The sequence below is a fragment of the Devosia sp. MC521 genome (assembly GCF_014127105.1).
In the GTDB taxonomy this organism is placed as follows: domain Bacteria; phylum Pseudomonadota; class Alphaproteobacteria; order Rhizobiales; family Devosiaceae; genus Devosia.
The window spans coordinates 1,221,714-1,242,498 of the sequence record NZ_CP059902.1 but is presented as its reverse complement, the minus strand read 5'-3'; the positions used below and the strand labels follow the sequence as shown (position 1 = coordinate 1,242,498).

The window sequence follows — 20,785 nt, the reverse complement described above, 5'->3', positions numbered from 1 at the left end:
ATAAGGCGCTGCCGAAGGGTTAGGCGTTTGCGCTGTTCTGGTCAACCTTGAGCGACCGGGAGAGCTTCAATGATAACGAAAGCCTGCGCTAAACCTGCGTCGTCGGTGATGGTTATGTGAATGTGGGGCTCGTGCCCCTCTGGCATCATCCGGGCCAGCGCTTTGGCTGCACCATTGGTGAGCTTCATGGTGGGCTTGCCACTCGGCAGGTTCACGACGCCCATATCGCGCCAATAAACCCCACGACTGATGCCGGTTCCCAAGGCTTTTGACATGGCTTCTTTCGCCGCAAAGCGTTTCGCGTAAGAAGCCGCCCGTTCAGCCCGACGGTCCGACTTGGCGCGCTCAATGTCTGTAAACACGCGATTGGTGAACCGCTCGCCGTGCCGGTCCAACGTCGCCTGCACGCGATGAATCTCGATAAGGTCAGAGCCGAGGCCGATGATCATACTCTTTCCCTTTGTGTGATCGCCTGTGACCCGAACAGGAAGCCCGAGCCACAAGCGTTCCGTCGTTCGGTTATTTTACGCCCTGAATCCCGCGCGACCCCGGCTTAACAGCTGGAATAGCGGCCAATTCTGGCGGGAGATTGTCCGCAGGATAGGCAGGAACCTTAAATTCAATCAACGAGATCAGCGGCACGCCAACATCGGCCTCGCCACCCGAGCGGTCAATCAGGCACGCAGCAGCCACCACATTGGCACCAATGCCGCGCAGCGCTTCCACGCACTCACGGATCGAAAGACCAGTCGAAACGATATCCTCAACCACGATGACCTTGTCATCAGGCGAGATTTCAAAGCCACGACGCAGTTCGAACTTGCCGTCGACGCGTTCTGTATAGAGCGCTGGCAGGTTGAGGTGACGCGAGGTTTCGTAACCCGGAATAATGCCGCCGATTGCTGGCGACACGACCTTGGTCACGCCCGGCACTTCAGCCTTGATGCGTTCGGCCAGAGCCTTGCAGAGCTTTTCCGTCTGATGCGCGTATTGGAAGACCTTGGCCTTCTGCAGGAAAACCGGCGAGCGCAAGCCTGAGGACAGAATGAAGTGTCCTTCCAGCATCGCACCGCATTCCCGGAAGATATCCAGAACTTCGTCCCTATTCATCACGCGCACTCCTGTCGACTTTGCCGTCCCATTCTAGCGTAGAGATCATTCCCGCTTCACGCAGGCCAGCCCTCTGGACGGCAGAGAGGCCAGGGCTACGCTTGAGCGTTGCCAGAACATCGGTGAGCTGCGCAAGGTCGCGCACCTCGATTTCAAAGATCATCTGGTGGAAGTCAGGCGAAATCATCCGCATGACAAGGTTATTGATGTTCGCATCGCATGACGCGATGGCGGTCGAGATCTGCGCCAGAGAACCCGGGCGGTTGACCGATTCCATCGAAATCACCAGCGCGTAGAGATTATCTGGTGCGTCCGCGGCAATGTTCCAGCGCACATCAACCCAGGCCACATCGCTATCATGCATAGCGATGAGCGCTTCGGAATGTGCCGGATAGATCATAAGCGGTTTTTCGGGCTGCAGAATGCCAATCAGGCGATCCCCCGGAACAACCCCCTCCCCCGACACCACAACAGCGGTGTGGAAGTCGAGCTGCTTGAGCGCACGCCAAGCTTCGGAACCTTCGAGGTGCCCACCCGCAACGCGGAAGCGGAAATGATCGGTGGCGCGCAGCGCAAACCAGCCATCAGCCGTATCAGCCACAGGAAGCTCCAACTTCCGGCGACGCTTGCGGATGCCCTTAACCTGCTCAAGCGCAGTGCCCAGCTCTTCTGAGCCAATTTTGCCTTCGCCCAATGCGATCAGCAATTCACGCTTATTGGGCTGGTTCAAAGCCTCAGCCAGTGCCTGCGCTTCGCTGTCTTCCAGCATCACGCCTTCACGGTCGAGCAGCAGGCTCAGCACTTGCTCGCCAAGCGCCAAGGCACGCTGGGTTGCTTGCTGACGCACAGCACGACGGATTGCAGCACGCGCCTTGCCGGTCGCAGCAATACTGCTCCAGTTGCTTGGCGGGCGATGATTGTGGTCGCGCATAATTTCCACTTCATCGCCCGACCGGAGCTGAGTGACGAGTGGCAGAATAAGCCCGTTGATCTTGGCCCCGACGCAGGTATCCCCGATGTCGGTATGCAGTGCATAAGCAAAATCGATTGGGGTCGCGCCGCGCGGCAAGGCGATCAGACGGCCGCGCGGGGTAAAGCAGAACACCTGATCCTGGAACAATTCCAGCTTGGTGTATTCAAGGAATTCTTCGGTGGGGATACCCGAGGTCAGATGGCTAATCGTCTGGCGCAGAGAACCGTAAGCCGCCGATTCCATTTCAATGCGCGATAGGCTCGCGGAAGCACCGTCCTTATAGAGCGCGTGAGCCGCGATACCGAACTCAGCGATCCGATCCATCTCTTCGGTGCGAATTTGCAGCTCAACACGCTGTCGCCCCGGCCCAACAATGGTGGTGTGGATCGACTGGTAATCATTGTTCTTCGGGACCGAGATATAGTCCTTGAACCGGTTCGGCACGACCTTCCAGGTCGTGTGCACCAGACCCATGGTCCGATAGCACTCTTCGACTGAACCAACGACCACGCGGAAACCAATGATGTCCGAGAGCTGCTCAAGGGCGATCGACTTCCGTTCGATCTTGGAAAAAATCGAATACGGGGCCTTCACCCGCGCCTTTACCCGCGCCACGATCCCCGCATCGGCGAGACGATCGGTCAGTTCATTGGAAATGGAAGCGATAATCTCGCGGTTCTCGTCCTCAAGTTCCTTGAGGCGGGATTTGATGGCAGCGTAATGATCGGGCTGCAGGATCTTGAACGAGAGATCCTCCAACTCGTTACGCATATCCTGCATACCCATACGCCCCGCGAGAGGCGCGTAGATATCCATGGTTTCTTGGGCAATGCGCTTCTGCTTGTCCTCGCGCATGAAGTCGAGCGTACGCATGTTGTGCAGCCGGTCAGCCAGCTTCACCAGCAACACGCGGACGTCCTGGCTAATCGCCAGCAGCAGCTTACGCAGGTTTTCCGCCTGGGCTTCTTCACGAGAGACGAGATTGAGGCGCTCAATCTTAGTCAAACCGTCAACAATGGCCGCGATTTCCGCGCCAAAAAGTTGATCGATCTCCGCGCGAGTCGCGTCGGTATCTTCAATGGTGTCGTGGAGGAGGCCCACAGCCACCGAAGCGTCGTCCAGCTTCAACTCTGTGAGAATTGCAGCGACTTCTAGCGGATGATGGAAGTAGGGGTCGCCAGACGCGCGCTTTTGCGAACCATGCTTCTGCATGGCGTAGACGTAGGCCTTATTCAACAAATTCTCGTCGACGTCAGGGTTATACGCCTGAACGCGTTCGACGAGCTCATACTGTCGCATCATGAAAGTAGCCGCGGCTCTGGGGAGGAGAGCTTAGCGCCTGCACTAGAAATGAAAAGAGCGCCCAGTTTGAAAACCGGACGCTCCAGATATAGCTTGAACTGGCTAGCCCGCAAGCGGGATCAGTCGTCGCGACGCTCCGGCGGAGCAAGGCTTTCGATACCGCGCAGAAGTTCTTCTTCCGAAATGGTGTCGAAGTTGATCGAATCGTCGTCGCCGGCGCTTTCGATCATCGGAGCAGCGCTATCTTCTGGCTCGTCGACTTCAACATACTTCTGCAGCGAGTGAATCAGATCCTCGTGCAGGTCGTCTGGCGAGATCATGCCGTCGCCAATCTCACGCAGTGCAACGACAGGATTCTTGTCGTTATCGCGAGGAACGGTGATCTGTGCGCCTGAGGAAATCATGCGCGCGCGGTGAGCGGCCATGAGGACGAGGTCGAAGCGATTCTCGACCTTTTCAATGCAGTCTTCAACGGTGACGCGTGCCACGAACGTCTCCACTTTTTATTAAAGGGAATGAAGGGCCGGAATACACCAAGGACGGCTGCTTGACAAGCGGAAGCGAAAACACCAGATGCGGCGATCTCACCGTTGCTCGCCGATCAAAAACGTGCGAATACCGAACTTAAGTTATCCACACAGTATATTGATTTCGCCAGGCAAGTCCTAGGCACTCTTTGAGGGGTTTATAATGGCTATTGATCCACGTGAGAAGATTGCCCTCTTCATTGACGGTGCAAATCTTTATGCCACATCAAAAGCTGTCGGTATCGACATCGACTATCGCAAGCTACTTACTGAGTTCAGCGGCAAAGCTTATCTATTGCGCGCAAACTATTACACGGCTCTAATTGAGGATCAGGAATATTCCTCTATTCGCCCGCTCATCGATTGGCTTGATTACAACGGCTACACCGTCGTCACCAAGCCAGCAAAAGAGTTCACAGATGCTACCGGCCGCCGCAAAGTAAAGGGCAGCATGGACATCGAGCTCACCGTTGACGCGCTAGAGCAAGCTCCATTCTACGATCACATGATCTTGTTCTCCGGCGACGGTGATTTCACGGCGCTTGTGGCTTCACTTCAGCGCCGCGGGAAACGCGTCACAGTGGTCTCGACCCTATCGAGCCAGACGCCCATGATCTCGGACGATCTGCGTCGTCAGGCCGACTTCTTTATGGATGTGGCTGATTTGGCGAAAACAGTGGGCCGCCCACCACAGGCGCCACGCCCGCACGAAGAATAACAAAAAGCCCGGATCGCTCCGGGCCTTTTTTTATCCTCGTCCGCCTTCTTTCATGATGCGGGCTTTGTCGCGATTCCAATCCCGATCACGGGCCGTCGCGCGCTTGTCGTAATTCTTCTTACCCTTGCCAACGCCCAGCAGCAGCTTGGCGCGACCTTGGTCATTGAAGAACAACTTCAGCGGCACAATCGTGTGCCCTGCCCGCGCCACATCCTGGTCCAGCTTGGCCAACTGCTTCTTGCTCACCAGCAATTTGCGCGGACGGCGCTCAAGATGGTTGAAACGGTTTGCCTGCAGATATTCAGGGATATGCGCGTTGATCAGCCACAGCTCCCCCATCTCTGGAGAGGCGTAGGATTCGGTGATTTGAGCCTTGCCTAAGCGAAGAGACTTCACTTCGGTGCCGGTTAAAACCACACCGGCCTCAATGGTATCGCCGATTTCATAATCAAATCGAGCACGACGGTTTTCAGCCACGAGACCGTGGCTGATCCAACCGTTCTTGCTCTTGTCGTTCTTTGCCTGTGCCATAGACCTTAGATAAGGCCTGCGTGGCGCATTGCAAAGTCCATTGCGTCTTGCGTTGCTTGGCTCACAGGCACAAGCGGCAGCCGCATTTCATTCGCACACAGATTGAGACGATTACCGACATACTTCGCAGGCGCCGGATTCGGCTCCATGAAGAGATCACGGTGCAGGTAAGCCAACTTATCGTTGATTTCGCGCGCCGCAATGAAGTCACCCGCCAGCGACAACTCCTGCATTTGCGAGCACAAAGCTGGAGCAACGTTTGCTGTTACCGAGATACAGCCCATGCCGCCATGTGCATTGAAACCCAAAGCGGTGCTATCGTCGCCGGACAGCAGAATGAAGTCTTTGCCCAGCTTCTGGCGCTGGATGGACGCGCGTTCGAGATTACCCGTCGCATCCTTCACACCAATGATATTGCTGTGCGCTTCGTGGAGACGCGCAATGGTGTCGACGGAGAGATCAACGACAGTACGGCCCGGCACCGAGTAGAGAATGACCGGGATACCGATGGACTTTGCGACAGCCGAGAAATGCTGGAACAGGCCTTCTTGGTTCGGCTTGTTGTAATATGGAACAACCGACAAAACCGCGTCAGCGCCTGACTTTTCGGCGTGCTGAGCCAGAGCCACAGCCTCGGCCGTTGCATTCGAGCCTGCACCAGCCAAGACCGGTACGCGCTTGTTGGCGACTTCGATACAGATGTCGATGATGCGGTTGTGCTCTTCGTGGCTAACCGTCGGGCTTTCGCCGGTCGTGCCAACCGGCACCAGACCGCGCGTCCCCTGCGAAATCTGCCATTCGACAAAGCTAGCGAAGGCTTTCTCATCCACTACCCCATCGCGCATGGGAGTGATGAGTGCCGTAATCGAACCTCGCAGCATTTTGCCGATATTCCCTAATTATCGCCAGCCCTTTGCTGGCGTGATTCCAATCTTGCCTGCACACGCGCGGCGCAGGATGCGCTGCACCATACTTTCAACGGTGCGTCGCCACAAGACAAGCAAATGGTGCTTGTGGGTCCTGTCCGCAGATCGATAAACAAGAAGCATGGACATGTTGCTGCGACGCCACCGAACCACGCCCGCCGATCACCCAGCCTTCGCTGGGCTGGATGTCACACGCGTCCCATTACACGATGGAAAGACCCACGCAGCAGTCCACATCAGGGGAAAGTTCGAACCCGGACGGCCACCTTTAGTTTGCCTGGCTGGCTACCATCGCAACATGGCGGATTTCTCCGGTTTTCTGGACATTCTCCAAAAGACCAAGCTGGCTGATTGGCCATTGATATTAGTGGACTTTCCCGGCCGCGGGCGAGCCGACGACCGTTCGAAGATCGAGGATTACAACTCGCTCAATGACGTTCGCGACCTCGAGGATGTTCTGGCCAGTTTAGGAATCGGGCGCGCCATATTTTTTGGACAAGGGCACGGTGGCCAAATCGCCATGCTCTATGCTGCCCGTCATCCAACCCTGATCGCAGGCACAGTTCTGGTCGACGCCGGTCCGGTAACCGATTCGCGTGGCTTAGTGCGTTTGCGTAGCAATATTGCCCATATTGCCTCGTGGCAGGGGCAAGCTGTGAGTTCCGGCTTCCGCCGCATCCTTGGGGGCGACTACCCCGAGCTCAGCGAAATTGCGCTCGATAGTCTCGCCAAGCGCACGCATAGCACCGGCAAAAAAGGTCGGGCCCTCCCGCTATTCGATGAGCGCCTCATCAAACGCCTCGACCAATTTGATTTTGACGATATTCTGGTGCCTCAATGGCAGCTTTTTGACACCCTTCAATGCGCGCCACTGTTGATTTTCCGCACGCAACTGACGGATCTTCTGCGTCGGGAAATCTACGAGGAAATGGTGCGCCGCCGCCCTGACGCGACCGCACTCACCATTTCGGGGCAAGGCTCCCCTGCCCTTTTTGAACACTTTGAAGAGGTCGAAACCATTGTCAGCTTCATCAGCCAGATTACCCAGCCGCCGTCGACTCGCACGCGCCGCTAAATCTCTAGTCGCGCAGCCTAATGACGATCCGGCGGTTCGCCGATTTCCCAGCCTGCGTATCGTTGACCGCTACCGGTACAGTCTCACCGTAGCCAATCGCGTAAAATCGCTCTTCAGCGATGCCGCGTCCCACAAGTGCCTTAACAACGGATTCGGCGCGCATCACTGATAGGATAAGATTTTTCTGATCGTCGCCATCGCTGTCAGTATGGCCCTCAACCTCTACGGCTGCGTGTCCGCATCCCTTCAAAGCTTGGGCAAAGAGGTCCAACTCAGCTGAAGCCGATTCAGCAATCACCGACGAACCTGACCGAAAAAGTATGGCGTTGTGCGCAGAAAGCTCCGCCAAGCGCGCCACACACTCGTCGCGTGACATTGTCACTGTTAAGCTAACGGCACTGTCGCCACCCAGCTCCGCCCCCAGGCGTCGCGCGACGTCATCCGACCCGACTTCGCCGGTCAACGTCCAGCCACCATCCCGTAACTCTAAGCGGCCTTGATCAAGTTCCATAAGGGACCGCATGCCAGACTGAAGCTTCGCGCCAAAATCGTCGGGTGCATTGCCCGATACCGCCAAGCGGTCAACAACGACGCCAGACAGATTGCTCAAATAGCGCAACGTCGCCTCCGACGGCACCTGCCCGCGAAACGACAAGGCACCGCCAGGCACTTTGACGGCCACGAAACTGAAACTGCCCGGTGCAGAAACGAGAGTGGTAGGGCTTGGCGTCGCCGTTTCGACAGCGCCGGATGGAGTGGTGGCTGTGCCCGCTTGCCCGTGAACCGTACTCACAAAACCTGCAATACAAACAAAAACAACACCAGGGGCCGCTCGCTTGAGCATGTCCTTGATCATCAACTTAATTCCAGATTATCGCCGCAACACCTGAACGTACCAAAGCCGAGGGGACATACCAAGCACGACTTCGTCACCGAGGCTTCACTCAAGCATCGAGCGCTTACTTGAATTCCTTCCCGGCGCGGACTGTTAGCTTATATCCGCCCTCGGTGTTGAACTCACTTTTCAAGTGGCCAGTGACGCCGCCACCTGGCGTCACGTTCACATGGGCGCCAGCGTATCCCACAACATCATTATGGAAGGCACCAGCGGCTTTCTGTTCAGCGATCTTCGAGCCAAAATAGACACCAGCCTCAGCGCCGACCGAGAAAACTTCCGTCATGACAGCATTCACCTGCCCAGCAACCTGCCCCGTCACTAGGCCCGTGCGACCGTCGATAAAAGCGCGCGTACCGACATTGCCAGAAACATACCTATGTAGCGGGAAGCCAACCGACGCACCAAAGCCGTAGTCTATGAAGTTCGTCCCGAACAGCGGACCATCATGAATAAGTTCGGACGACACGGCGAAGGTCAAACTTCTAAAGCGCCCTTCGGCGGAGGCCATAGCGTCAATGCGATCAATGCCGTCATGCTTTGCGTTCGCATGGTATGCGACTGCGGATCTGAGGCTAAAACCATCGAAATATGCGGACGCACCGCTATGGAGCATCCAAGAACGGTCCGCACTGCTGAGGTCGAATAACAGGCCAGTTAAATGCCCGGAGAGACCATCGCGATTATAGGCGATAGAAGCCACCCCAGTGCCGCCAGTGTCAGACCCAATCGCCTCAATACCGCCAGCAATGGTCCACTGATTGTTCAAGCGAGAGGTTGCATGCACGACATGCCCACCAATCTTCTCGCTGTCATTGTCAATGCCGACGCCACCACCTTCATACGAAGAGGTATTGAACAAGCCGAGATAGTTAAACGGCCTGTCATTGCCAAATATGGCAACCGACCCCTTCTTCCCAATCATCAACTTGGTCGCGTCACCAATCTCAACAAAAGCCTCGTCAATCTTTAGCTCATTGCTGCCGCGCGACGACGCCATTGGGCCGTCAGTAGTGTAACCAACTGCACTGCCCCAATACTTTTGCTCTTCCTCGGTGCCAATCTGGATGACCGCACGAGAGGGGCCAAAATCCGTTTCAGAGACATCGACCAACTTCAGCCAAGTCTTGACCTTGGTATTCCAATCGACGCCATAAAGCCCGACGGGCAATTTAGTGTCGTGAGACGTCCGCGCGATAACAACTTCATCCCGAAACTGCCCCAACTCCAGCTCATAGGACACACTACCCCGCAACTGCAGACAGTGAGTATCTGAGGCCAAAGTCATGCCGGGCACGCCGAGGTAATCGCAGGTGTTCAACTCTTGCAACACGCCCAATCCCTGCGCCTGCACAACACCAAACTCCTGCGCCGCAACGAACGACGTCGGCGCAACCAGAGCACAGGTAAGAAGGAAAAGTCGCTGATTTATCAAAGTTTTGCCCCAAGACGAAGTCTAGCAACGCCGCAGCCCAATGGGCAGTGTGATTACAGCTCAGCCAGCCTTAGCCCACACGCATTAACGGGTCATAAACCATAACGCAGAAGGTTGGAAACAGTTCACAATTCTTGAGCGGTCACGATGATTTGCAGACCACGGGAATGACGCACGATTGGTCCAAAAAATGAATTGTGATGTCGAAATTCGTTCGATCACTGATCCACTTGGGCGTTGCGCATGCGAGCAGAAACCCTCACCCACACAGAACGAAATTCTCAAACTACCCAGCGGACGCTCGTAGACCGGTCGCCCAACTAAACGGGATAGGGCGTTCACTCGCCCAAATCACTTAGTCGACCACCAAGTCAAAGCCCGGATATCGATCGGGGATATAGCCCCACATTATGGCAAGCTTCGGCACGAACGTGGCAGATGTCGATAACACGCTAACCACCGCCAGCAAACTCCACGGACCGATAACCACGCATCCGGCCCTTTGTGAGTTACACGCTCGGTCAGTTAGGAACAGCGTAAAAAGAAAAGGCCCGGCGTGAGCCGGGCCTTTCCCAATTCAAAGCTAATCCAAGGATTACTTGAATTCCTTCGCAGCCTTGAAGGTAACCTTGTAAGCGTTTTCGCTGTTGACGGTACCTTCGAGCGAGGAGGTGAAGCCGCCACCTGGTGCCCAAGCAAGACCAACGGTACCATAGATAACGTTGTCGTTCTTGAATACGCCAGCAGCCTTCTGAGCCTGGATCTTATCACCGAAGTAACCGCCGATTTCAGCAGTTGCCTTGATGGTTTCAGTCAGAGCAGCAACGAGCTGTGCCGATACCTGGGTGGTGTTGAGGTTTTCAACGCCAGCGTGGAAGTAACGAGCGCCGAGGTTGATCGAAACACCTTCGGTGACAGCGAAGCCAGCCGATGCGCCGAAGCCGTAGTCGGTGAAATCACCAGCTGGGCGGTTCGAAACGTTCAGAACTTCAGCCGAAGCTGCGATGGTGAACAGGTCGAACTTACCTTCAGCCGAGATCAGGGCGTTCAGGTGGTTGTAGCCGAGGTAGTTAGCGCCGCCGATGAGCGACTTGTTCAGGTACGATACCGCAGCGCGGACCTTGAACGCGTCGAACTGGCTGGTAACGCCAGCATGCAGCATCCAGGATTCAACGTTGCTGTTGAGAACTTCGAATGCAGCTGCAGTGAGGTGCGCAGTGATACCTTCGCCAGCGTATTCAACAACGCCAACTACAGTACCTGGACGCTTGCCAGCAACGTTCACATCGTTGCCAAGGGCTTCGAAGCCCAGACCAACCTTAACGCCATCAGCTACTTCGGAAACAACCTGAATTACGTTGCCGCCGAGCAGATCGGAGTCACCGTCGAGGCCAACACCAGCACCGTCGATCGATGCAGAGTTGAAGAGGCCAAGGAAGTTGAATGGAGCGTCGTCACCGAGGTTCGCGATCGAACCCTTCTTACCAGCCATGATGGTGGTGGTGTCGCCAACCTGAACGAAAGCCTCGTCGATGAAGACGAATTCCTTTTCAGTGTTGGTGGTGGTGCGTGGCGTACCAGTGGTACGGAAACGCTGGTCGCTCTTCAGCTTGATGGTTGCCGAAGCTGGACCGAAGTCCGAAGCTGCAGTGCCAACAGCCTTGATCCAGGAGATAGTACGGCTATCCCACTGTTCACCGTTGAGAGCAACAGGAACCTTACGCGAATCGTGAGTTTCTGCAACTACGCCTTCGTTACGGAACTGGCCGATACCGAATTCATACGATACGCCGCCGGTGATCTGGAGGCAGTTGTCCGAGGACGAAAGGGTCAGGCCCGAGATGCCGAGCGAGTCGCAAACGTCGAGCGAGGTGAGAACGCCGAGATCAGCAGCGTAACCAGCGGTCGAGAGACCAGCAGCAGCAACGGAACCGAGGATAAGGCTCTTGAGTTTCATTATTGACCTCCAAAGTCAGTCATATTTTTGTGCCGGTTACCCAGCGGTTTGTCGTAACGCGACCACACTATTCGTGGTGCAGTGTGTTGTCGTCGCGTCGCGACCGACAAACGATCCCATGCATGGATTCGCAAGACCCACTCTACGCAACCCGGAGGCGTACGCAATCGTTCAGAAGCGGTTTTGGTGCGAGGTGGGGTTCGTAGCGGAGAGGTTGTTGCAGATTCAGCACACACTCAGTGACGAACTGTTAACGGCGGTTAATTTTACCTTAACTCGGCACTTTAGTAGATGACGGCACCACTATTATTGGCGCGAGAAAACCAGGATTTAGAAACAATGAGGGCGCGGCAGGTATCCTGCACGCGCCCCAAACTGGTTAAGCTGCGTAGACGCAACTTCCATTAATCCACGTCGACTGGACAGCTCTCTGGTCATCTAAATGAACGAAGTTGCCGACGGCCTTAGCGCCCAAATGGCCATGCTCATTATCGATGCCAAGCGCTTGCGCCGCATAGAGCGAGGCCATCCGGAACACCTCTTCCGCATCCACACCAACGACATCGATCACATAGGTCACCGCATCGATCATATCGAGATCGGCACCAGCTAAAGTTCCATTGGCCAGACGCAATGCGCCGTCTGCACGGGTGATCGTGCGACCATTCAAAATGATTTCCTGCAAATCCGTGCCCGTTTGCGACATGGCGTCCGTAACAAGAAATACCTTGCCCGAACCGCGTTTGGAGCGAAGCGCCACGCCGATCGAAGCTGGATGGGCATGAATACCGTCGGCGATCAGCCCTGCGGTAACGCCTTCGCTGTCCAAGACAGCCCCTACAACACCAGGCTCGCGGCTTCCCATTTGGCTCATGGCATTGAACAAGTGCGTCGCCATGGAAGCGCCAGCTGAGAAGGCCTGCTTTGCAATGTCGAAGCTCGCGTCCGAGTGACCGATACTCACGACAGCCCCAGCCGCAACGAGCCGTTCGATCTGCGCCGGAGGCACTGTTTCAGCCGCAACGGTGCAAATAAGGTTCGGCAATGTCTGCGCTGCGTTGACCAGTCGCTCCTCATCTTCGCTATCCATGGGGCGGATGAGCGCAGGATCATGGGTCCCTTTACGCGCTACGGCCAAATGCGGTCCCTCGAGATGCAGACCGATAAAACCGGGTACGCGTGCAGCGTCCGCTGCAACACCAGCAGCAATCGCCTGCTCATTGACCTGGGCCGTATCGGTGATCAGCGTTGGCATGAGCGCGGTCGTACCAAACTGATGGTGTGCTGCGCAAATCGTGCGGATAGACTCAAGCGTTGGCGCGTTATTAAAGAGAATGCCACCCCCGCCATTGACTTGAAGGTCGATGAAGCCAGGCACAACCATGCCTGCACCCAAGTCAGTCACCTCTGCATTCGACGGGACAGCTGCCTGGTCGACAATGCCCGCGACATAACCAAATTCGACCAGCAATGCGGCCTTCTCGTGCCAGGCATGACCATCAAAAATGCGATCACAGGTGAAGGCTTGGATATCACTCATTCTTATACGTCACTTGTTTGAGCCATCAGCTCGTCAGGAAATAAGTCGATTGGGGCGGCTTATGCGCTCAGTCGCAACTCAGCGACAAAGTCATAGGCATCCCCGCGATAGATCGAGCGCGTGAACTCAACCACACGCCCAGTTTTTAGATAGGAAAGCCGCTCGATCTGCAGCCCCGCTGAGCCGATCGGCACTTGCAGGAGCGCCGCATCAGTCTCGCTGATATTGGCCGCGCGGATGCGCTGCACTGCACGCACCGGGCGCGCATCGCGAGTTTCGAGAAATTTGTAGAGCGAGTCGCCGATCTTGTTCGGATCGGCAATGAGTTCCGCCGAAACACTCGCCCGCTCGATAGCCAGCGGCAGATCTTGGTGTAACCTGAGGCGATTGATACGAGCTACTTTTTCTCCTGCTGAAAGCCCGAGCGACATGGTTTCTTCAGGCGACGGCAGGAACACGCCCCGTTCCAACCATTCCGACCGCACGATCATCCCACGCCGAGCCATATCATCGGTAAACGAGGTGAGCTGCGACAGGGATTGCTCAACCCGTTCAGTGTGCGGCGCGACGAATGTGCCCGAGCCGTGGCGCTGTACGAGAACGCCTTCTCCGACCAGTTGCTGCACCGCCTTGCGCACCGTCACGCGAGACACGTTGGCGCGGATCGCCAGATCACGCTCTGACGGCAGGGCATGACCCGGGAGGACTTCACCCGCCAAAATTACGCCCTCTATCCAGCGTTTCAATTGCAGATAGAGTGGCCCCCCGCGAGGCAGGACAACAGGACTATTGCCGAAAAGACCTTCAGGCGCAGTGCTCATGGGACCATCTTGTACCATGCGTTTACTGCTAATCAATACCAATCACATACCAGCTAAGCTCGTCATCGACTTTTGCGATACGGCGCGACTGGCGCTTTTATCTCGACCAAACGTTTGGAGACCGCAATGCCCCAACCCCGTACCGAGCAAAAGAACAAAAACGCCAATGCGTTAGACCTTCGTTCAAACGCAGAGATTCTAGCACTGTTCGCTGATGGTCAGGTTGCGGCAGCACAGTGCGTGTCAGCCACGATCCCCTCTATCGACGCAGCAGCCACCATTGTCGCCAAAACGCTGCAAAGCGGCGGGCGTCTAATTTATGCAGCCGCTGGCAGCTCCGCGCTCATGGCCTTGGCCGACGCCCTTGAATTGCCGGGCACATTTGGCTTCCCCCAAGAACGCATAATCGTCTTGTTCGCCGGAGGATCGGATATACTGCGCCACCTGCGCGGCGGCCCTGAGGACGATGCCACCGCGGGCTCAGCGGAAGCGGAAGCTCTCCATTTGACCGATGCTGATTGCGTCATCGCAATTTCCGCCAGTGGCAGCACCCCCTATGCCGTTGCCGCGGCGCAGGTTGCCAAGTCGCATGGCGCGCAGGTGATTGCCATCGCCAACAATTCAGACAGCCCTCTGGGAAGTTTGGGTGATGCAAACATTGTTCTCAGCACGCCGCCGGAAACTATAGCGGGCTCAACCCGCATGGGCGCAGGCACCGCACAAAAGATCACGCTCAACATGATCTCCACACTGGCCGCTCTTCGGCTTGGGCACATCTATGATGGCTACATGGTCAATGTTGTCGCCGACAACGCGAAATTGGTCACGCGCGCTCAGACCATGATTACCGAGATCACAGGCGTCTCATTTCCAGAAGCGCAAGCGGCACTTGAGCGGGCCCAACTCGCTGTCAAACCAGCCATTCTGTTGGCAGCAGGTGCGCCAGATCTTGCCAGCGCAGAGACACTCCTGAACACGCATTCCGGTCAACTCCGGCCGGCCTTACGCGCTCTCGCACACCCCTAGTGCCACGCAAAGACGATTGACAGACGCGCGGCTTGCTGTAGATGTATTTTACGTTTGTAAAAAACATGATCAGCCATGTCAGAGCCGCAGCCGCGCAATAAAGACGACGATCCTCGCCTCCTCAGGACACGACGTGCCCTGTTGGACGCAGTTGTCGCCTTAGTCGACGCAGACCCGTCACAGCCCATTTCCATCACCAAGCTGGTGGAGACAGCTGGGGTTACGCGCCCGACGTTCTATCAGCATTTCCCGGACGTTTCCTCAGCTCTGCAGCGCGCAGCACTTGAACGCGTCGCCACCGTATTACCGCCATTCACTGGGGTCTGCACACCAGAGACCATCGAGCAGACCGTGACGCAACATGCCCTGCCCGCCCTCATTCACATCGACGCCCACCGCGCATTCTATTTGCGCTCTATCGAAGGCGCAGCCACCGCGGCGTTCTTCGAAGAGCTCGTTCAATTCGTCAGCCAGCGCATGCTCACCCGTACGACCGACGATCTCAGTCCCTTGGCAAGTGAAAAACTCAGCCAACTCTCTGACGTTATCGCAGGCGGGTCGATGTGGCTCGTCGTGCGCTGGATCCGAGGGGATTTGCTCTGCACGCCTGCCGATCTCGCGGCGCGCATGGCAGATACCGCTCGCCTCCTCTACCTCGCTCAATTCCTCCCGGCTGAAGGACGCTAAAGCCGATGCTTAACACCCCCTCACTACTCAAACTTGCCGCATTGGCCAGCATTGCCGGCCTCGCCGCGTGTGACGCTCCCGCGAATACTGCGACCAAACCGACCCCGCTCGTCGAGGTCGTAACGGTCACTCATCAGCTCCGAACGCTTTCACAAACCCTCACAGGGTCGGTCGAAGCCAAAGCTCAAGCGTCTGCCGCCTTTCTGATCAGCGGCAGACTTTCGACGCTCACTGTAGACGTCGGCCAGCGCGTACAGGCCGGGCAAGTTCTAGCGCGCATGAGCCCTGCAGAATACCAAGCTGATGTTGACGCGGCACAGGCGGGTGTCACGGCAGCGCAATCACGCCTGGCGCAGACCAAGACTGCGCTCGATCGACAGACATCTCTCTGGGATCAGGGACTGACGACGCGAAGCGCGCTCGATGGGGCGAAGACGGCTTGGGAAACGGCCTCCGGCACAGCTGAGAGTGCGCAGGCGCAGCTCGAACTCGCCCAGGAAGCTCTCAGCTACACAACACTCAAGGCGCGTGCGGATGGTGTGGTCATCCGCAAACTCGCCAATGTCGACGAAGTCGTCCAAGCAGGCGCTCCTGTCTTTCTCATCGCAGAAGATGGCCCGCGCAACGCCCGGATCAATGTGCAGGAAGCCGCAATATCTGGCTGGGACATGAACCAACAGGTCTCGGTGTCCCCCATTTCAAATCCAGCCGCCATCACCACCGGACGCATAGCCGAAATTGCTCCGGCTTTGGACGCGACAGGCACTGTCCCGGTGAAAGTTGAAGTTGACCCCAGCCTGCCCCTAGGCGTGCCAGTCTCCGTCCGCTTGCAAGTCAGACAAGACGATCACGTTACCCTACCGATGCAGGCTCTGACGCTAGCTGATGGCCAAGTGGCCGTTTGGCTCGTCTCCGCCGACAACACAGTCTCTCTGCGAGCAGTCGCTGTCGAACGCTACGAGAGCGGCGTCGCGATCCTTGCCGATGGGCTTGAGGATAACGAGAAGGTGGTCGTCTCCGGCGGTCAGTTCCTGTCCCCCGGCCTCGTTGTCGATACCCGAGAGGTGGCCCAGCCATGAAGTCCGTCACTCTCCTGACCGCCTCGGCGCTTGCGCTGTGCCTGTCGATACCATCATGGGCTGAAGACGCTGCGCCGGGCGACATCGCAACCGTGCGCCCCGTACTCACCCAACTCGTTACAGAGCAGCACGCGTCTGCCCCACAATTTGTTGGTGTGGTTTCCCCGCGCGTATCGGCTTCGATTGCTTTTCGCGTCGGTGGAACCTTAGTCACACGTCAGGTCGATCTGGGTGCGCAAGTCAGCGAGGGAACACCTCTCGCCAATCTCGACGCCACCACTCAAAACCTAGCGGTTCAAACCGCACGCGCCGATCTCGCTTCGGCAAAAGCCCAATACGCCAATGCCGCCGCCGCTGAAGGGCGCCTGCGCACCCTTACGCAAACGGACGTCGTCTCCATTGCCAGTCTTGAGCTTGCTGAACAGCAGACGTCAGGGGCAAAGGCGATGCTCGTCCAAGCTGAATCTCGCTTGCGCCAAACGCACGAACAGCTCTCCTACACAACTCTGCTCGCCCCCTTCGACGGCATTGTCACTGCCGTAAACACCGAAGCAGGCTCGGTCGTCGCTGCCGGGCAATCCATCATCATCCTAGCCGACCCAACAACGCGCGATCTCGTCCTTGACCTGCCCGATAGCCTCATGGGTGAGGTCTCGGTCGGCACAGAGTTTCAGATTTGGCCTCAATTGACCCCTGAAACGAGCGTCCCCGGAACGGTACGCGAGATCGCCCCCCAAGCAGACCCGATAACGCGGGCTTGGCGCATCAAAATCGGTATTGAGACCGAAGTGGAAGCCTTTTGGCTGGGGTCAACGGCGAGTGCAGCTTTGGTGGCATCCAGCAAGCAGCAACTCACCATTCCCGCAAGTGCTGTCAAATTCGAAGATGGCAAAACCGGCGTTTGGATTGTCGATGAACCCAACGCCACCGTTCACTATCGAGAAGTCGTCCTCCGCGGTGCGCCAGCTTCTGGGCGTGCAATCGTCAGCGTCGGCTTACAGGCCGGCGAGCGCGTGGTCGTCGCGGGCGTCAACAGCCTGACCGACGGCCAGTCCGTCAAACTCATTCTGGAGAGCAAAAAATGAAGTCCTTCAACCTCTCCGAATGGGCCCTCCAGCACCGCTCTATGGTCTGGTACTTCATGATCGTCGCCATGGTGGCGGGTGTATTCTCCTATTTAAGCCTTGGTCGTGAGGAAGATCCGGCCTTTGCCATCCGCACCATGGTCATTGCCGCTGCCTGGCCCGGCGCTGCACCTGAAGAAATGGCGACACAGGTTACGGAGCGCATTGAACGCGAACTGCAGGATTTGCAGACGCTCGATTTCACGCGCTCGACAACCACCGCTGGCTCGACGACAATTTTCGTCAATCTGCGCAATGAGACCCCGGCGGCGACCGTTCGCCAGACTTGGCTCGAAGTGCGCGCCATGGTCAGCGACATCGCCCGCACCTTCCCCCAAGGCGTACAAGGACCCTTCTTCAACGACCGCTTCGGCGACGTCTATGGCAATATCTACGCCTTCACGGCCGATGGCCTGACCCATCGTCAGTTGCGCGACTATGTCGAAGATGCACGGTCCAAGATTTTAACTCTCAAAGAAGCTGGCACTGTCGAACTCATCGGCGCCCAGAGTGAGCAGGTCTACCTCGAATTCTCCTCCCGTCAGCTTGCTGCAATGGGTGTCAGCGCTGCCGAGGTCATTGCGACCCTGCAGGATCAGAACGCGATTAGCCCATCGGGTGTCATCCAGGCAGGCGCTCAGCGGGTTGCGGTGCGCGTGGGTGGACAATTCTCCTCAGAAGAAAGTCTTGAGCGCGTCAATCTGCGGATCGGCGACCAGTTCTTCCGTCTCGTCGACGTGGCCAGCGTTCAGCGCGGATATACCGACCCACCAACGGCGCTCTTCCACTACAATGGGGAGCCAGCAATTGGCCTCGCCATTGGCATGCGTGCTGGTGGCAATCTCTTGCATTTCGGCGAAGAGCTGACTGCCGAAGTCGAACGCATCGTTGGCGAACTGCCCTATGGCGTCGAGATCCATCGCGTCTCTGATCAGCCGCACGTGGTTGAAGAAGCCGTCAACGGTTTCACCAAAGCCTTGTTTGAGGCTGTTGGCATTGTTCTCGTGGTCTGCTTCGTCAGCCTCGGCTTGCGTGCCGGCATGGTGGTCGCCCTCTCCATCCCGCTCGTGCTCGCAATCACCTTCCTCTTCATGAGCTATCTCGACATTTCGCTTCAACGTGTGTCGCTCGGCGCCCTCATCATCTCGCTCGGGCTTTTGGTCGACGACGCCATGATTGCCGTAGAAATGATGGTGTCTCGACTTGAGGCAGGAGACTCTCTCAAAAAGGCTGCCGTGGCGGTTTACACCTCCACCGCCTTCCCCATGCTCACCGGCACTATCGTCACTGTGGCGGGCTTTGTCCCTATCGGCCTAAACTCATCCCAGGCTGGCGAATTCACCTTCACGCTCTTCGTGGTGTTGGCAATAGCCCTCTTGGTTTCATGGGTTGTGGCCGTGCTGTTCACCCCGCTCATTGGCGTTTCCATTCTGCCAAAGCAGATGAAGCACAAGGCTGGCAAAAAGAGCCGTGCCATGCGTGCCTTCTCAGCCCTCATTCAAGGGGCGATGCGCCATCGATGGCTCACGATTGTCGTCACCATTGCGCTCTTTGGCGCCTCCCTCTTCGGCATGACCCTTGTTCCGCAGCAGTTCTTCCCATCGTCGGATCGCCCAGAGTTGATCGTGGAATGGACGTTGCCGCAAAACGCCTCGATCGCCGAAACTGAACGGCAGGTCACCAAGTTCGAATCCGATCTCCTCGCTCAAAACCCGAATATCGATCACTACTCGAGCCACATAGGGGAAGGCGCGCCACGCTTCGTTCTGACCCTTGATGTGCCCGTGGCTATGCCCAACATCGCCCAGACAGTCATTGTCACAAAAGGGCTTAAAGTCCGTGACGGGGTGAAGGCGGAAATCGAGGCCTATCTGCAGCAGACCTTCCCCGGCACTGATACCTATGTGCGCCGTCTGGCACTCGGCCCGCCTGTCACCCGCCCGATCCAGTACCGTGTGAGCGGCCCGGACATCCAAACCCTCCGCACTCAAGCGCAGCGTCTCGCCGCCGTCATCAGCCAGAATCCAGACCTCGGTCCGGTTCGCTATGATTGGATGGAAAGCATGCAAGTTGTGCAGGTCGATGTGCTTGAGGATAAGGCCCGTCAGCTGGGCATTTCCAACAGCGACATCTCTACCGCCCTCAATGGCGTCACATCGGGGCAGCCCATTACGCAGATTAGAGACAATATCTATCTCGTCACTGTCACCGGACGCTCTGAAGCCACTGATCGTGGGTCTATAGAACCCCTGCAAGACATGCAGTTGGCAACGGGCGATGGTCGCTCCATCCCGCTCTCTTCGATTGCTACTCTGCGCTATGAGCAGGAACAACCGGTCATAAACCGCCGCGACCGTGCGCCAACCGTCACGCTCAATGCTGATGTTGTCGGCACGATCCAGCCCGCCAGCGTTGCCAGCGCATTGGCCCCATTGGTCGCTGACTTCGCCCAATCGCTTCCCGCGGGTTACTCTGTCGTCACCGGTGGTGAGGTGGAAAGCAGCGAGCAATCGATCACGCCGATCGTTGCGGTGGTGCCGCTGATGCTCTTCATCATGGCCACCGTGCTCATGATCCAGCTGCAGAGCTTCTCGCGCCTCATCCTCGTCTTCGCTGTGGCCCCTCTCGCGGTCATTGGCGTCGTCGCGGCGCTCTTGCCCTTCGGCAAACCTCTGGGCTTTGTCGCCATTCTCGGCGTCTTGGCGCTTGTCGGCATCCTCATCCGAAATTCGGTGATCCTGATCGTGCAGATCGAGCATCTGCGCTCTGAGGGGATGCATGCATGGAACGCCGTCGTCGACGCCACGGAACACCGTGTGCGCCCGATCATCCTCACTGCGCTCGCTGCCAGCTTGGGTCTTATTCCGATTGCGACGGAAGTGTTCTGGGAACCGATGGCCTACGCCATGATCGGCGGAATTTTGGTGGGCACCATCCTCACGCTCGTATTCCTGCCCGCGCTTTACGTGGCGTGGTTCCGTATCCATCCGGAGGAAACGCCTGAAGCCGAGCTGGCCGTTGCACCAGCACCACACCCGTAATTGGCACAAGAAAGGGGC

General features: G+C 57.1%; 18 protein-coding genes. 7 read left to right on the top strand and 11 right to left on the bottom strand.

From position 1 onward, the window contains the following. Positions 1 to 41 precede the first annotated feature (41 nt). The 4 genes from acpS to rpoZ all read right to left on the bottom strand — a co-directional run bounded on the left by acpS (position 42) and on the right by rpoZ (position 3,873). The gene (acpS, locus tag H4N61_RS05850; protein ID WP_169196072.1) at positions 42 to 449 is read right to left on the bottom strand and encodes a holo-ACP synthase; all 408 of its coding nucleotides are present in this window, start codon (positions 447 to 449) and stop codon (positions 42 to 44) included. A gap of 70 nt (positions 450 to 519) precedes the next feature. Next, entirely contained in the window at positions 520 to 1,110 is a 591-nt protein-coding gene (gene pyrE / locus H4N61_RS05845; RefSeq protein ID WP_169196071.1) for an orotate phosphoribosyltransferase, read from the bottom strand. Then, on the bottom strand, positions 1,103 to 3,385 hold the full coding sequence (locus H4N61_RS05840) for a bifunctional (p)ppGpp synthetase/guanosine-3',5'-bis(diphosphate) 3'-pyrophosphohydrolase (RefSeq protein WP_169196070.1): 2,283 nt from the start codon (positions 3,383 to 3,385) through the stop codon (positions 1,103 to 1,105). The genes pyrE and H4N61_RS05840 overlap by 8 nt, the downstream gene beginning before the upstream one ends. Before the next feature lie 119 nt (positions 3,386 to 3,504). Beyond that, a complete protein-coding gene (gene rpoZ / locus H4N61_RS05835; protein ID WP_169196069.1) occupies positions 3,505 to 3,873 on the bottom strand; it encodes a DNA-directed RNA polymerase subunit omega in 369 nt (122 codons plus the stop codon). 202 nt (positions 3,874 to 4,075) lie between these two features. Between rpoZ and H4N61_RS05830 the strand changes: the two genes are divergently transcribed. Continuing rightward, a complete protein-coding gene (locus tag H4N61_RS05830; RefSeq protein WP_169196068.1) occupies positions 4,076 to 4,630 on the top strand; it encodes an NYN domain-containing protein in 555 nt (184 codons plus the stop codon). Between the two features lie 30 nt (positions 4,631 to 4,660). Here the strand turns inward: H4N61_RS05830 and smpB are convergent, their stop codons facing one another. Further along, on the bottom strand, positions 4,661 to 5,161 hold the full coding sequence (gene smpB / locus H4N61_RS05825; protein WP_169196067.1) for an SsrA-binding protein SmpB: 501 nt from the start codon (positions 5,159 to 5,161) through the stop codon (positions 4,661 to 4,663). 5 nt (positions 5,162 to 5,166) lie between these two features. Next, positions 5,167 to 6,042, bottom strand: a complete 876-nt coding sequence (gene dapA / locus H4N61_RS05820) for a 4-hydroxy-tetrahydrodipicolinate synthase (RefSeq protein WP_169196066.1) — start codon at positions 6,040 to 6,042, stop codon at positions 5,167 to 5,169. Positions 6,043 to 6,208: 166 nt separating this feature from the next. Here dapA and H4N61_RS05815 point away from each other — a divergent pair, with 166 nt between their 5' ends. Further along, positions 6,209 to 7,162 (top strand): alpha/beta fold hydrolase, encoded by a 954-nt coding sequence (locus tag H4N61_RS05815; RefSeq protein ID WP_349236477.1) that lies wholly within the window; start codon positions 6,209 to 6,211, stop codon positions 7,160 to 7,162. A 4-nt stretch (positions 7,163 to 7,166) separates the two neighbouring features. On the opposite strand, the gene H4N61_RS05810 is transcribed toward H4N61_RS05815, so the two are convergent. From H4N61_RS05810 to H4N61_RS05790, 5 genes are all read right to left on the bottom strand, one after another. Continuing rightward, positions 7,167 to 7,955, bottom strand: coding sequence for an OmpA family protein (locus H4N61_RS05810; RefSeq protein WP_169196064.1), 789 nt, complete (start codon positions 7,953 to 7,955; stop codon positions 7,167 to 7,169). Positions 7,956 to 8,121: 166 nt separating this feature from the next. Continuing rightward, positions 8,122 to 9,492: a hypothetical protein gene (locus tag H4N61_RS05805; protein WP_169196063.1), complete on the bottom strand. Its 1,371-nt coding sequence runs from the start codon at positions 9,490 to 9,492 to the stop codon at positions 8,122 to 8,124. A gap of 595 nt (positions 9,493 to 10,087) precedes the next feature. After that, positions 10,088 to 11,449 carry a hypothetical protein gene (locus H4N61_RS05800; RefSeq protein WP_169196062.1) on the bottom strand — a complete coding sequence of 454 codons (1,362 nt, stop codon included), beginning with the start codon at positions 11,447 to 11,449 and terminating at the stop codon, positions 10,088 to 10,090. A gap of 379 nt (positions 11,450 to 11,828) precedes the next feature. Next, on the bottom strand, positions 11,829 to 12,989 hold the full coding sequence (gene nagA, locus H4N61_RS05795; RefSeq protein WP_169196061.1) for an N-acetylglucosamine-6-phosphate deacetylase: 1,161 nt from the start codon (positions 12,987 to 12,989) through the stop codon (positions 11,829 to 11,831). A gap of 59 nt (positions 12,990 to 13,048) precedes the next feature. Further along, positions 13,049 to 13,810 (bottom strand): GntR family transcriptional regulator, encoded by a 762-nt coding sequence (locus H4N61_RS05790; protein ID WP_169196060.1) that lies wholly within the window; start codon positions 13,808 to 13,810, stop codon positions 13,049 to 13,051. 72 nt (positions 13,811 to 13,882) lie between these two features. Here H4N61_RS05790 and H4N61_RS05785 point away from each other — a divergent pair, with 72 nt between their 5' ends. The 5 genes from H4N61_RS05785 to H4N61_RS05765 all read left to right on the top strand — a co-directional run bounded on the left by H4N61_RS05785 (position 13,883) and on the right by H4N61_RS05765 (position 20,767). Next, on the top strand, positions 13,883 to 14,836 hold the full coding sequence (locus H4N61_RS05785) for an N-acetylmuramic acid 6-phosphate etherase (protein ID WP_349236476.1): 954 nt from the start codon (positions 13,883 to 13,885) through the stop codon (positions 14,834 to 14,836). A 75-nt stretch (positions 14,837 to 14,911) separates the two neighbouring features. After that, positions 14,912 to 15,523: a TetR/AcrR family transcriptional regulator gene (locus H4N61_RS05780; protein WP_169196058.1), complete on the top strand. Its 612-nt coding sequence runs from the start codon at positions 14,912 to 14,914 to the stop codon at positions 15,521 to 15,523. Between the two features lie 5 nt (positions 15,524 to 15,528). Beyond that, positions 15,529 to 16,602: an efflux RND transporter periplasmic adaptor subunit gene (locus H4N61_RS05775; protein ID WP_169196057.1), complete on the top strand. Its 1,074-nt coding sequence runs from the start codon at positions 15,529 to 15,531 to the stop codon at positions 16,600 to 16,602. Continuing rightward, complete coding sequence (locus H4N61_RS05770) at positions 16,599 to 17,687, top strand: efflux RND transporter periplasmic adaptor subunit (protein ID WP_182395364.1); 1,089 nt, start codon at positions 16,599 to 16,601, stop codon at positions 17,685 to 17,687. The genes H4N61_RS05775 and H4N61_RS05770 overlap by 4 nt, the downstream gene beginning before the upstream one ends. Then, positions 17,684 to 20,767 (top strand): efflux RND transporter permease subunit, encoded by a 3,084-nt coding sequence (locus tag H4N61_RS05765; protein WP_169196055.1) that lies wholly within the window; start codon positions 17,684 to 17,686, stop codon positions 20,765 to 20,767. The genes H4N61_RS05770 and H4N61_RS05765 overlap by 4 nt, the downstream gene beginning before the upstream one ends. Positions 20,768 to 20,785 lie beyond the last annotated feature (18 nt).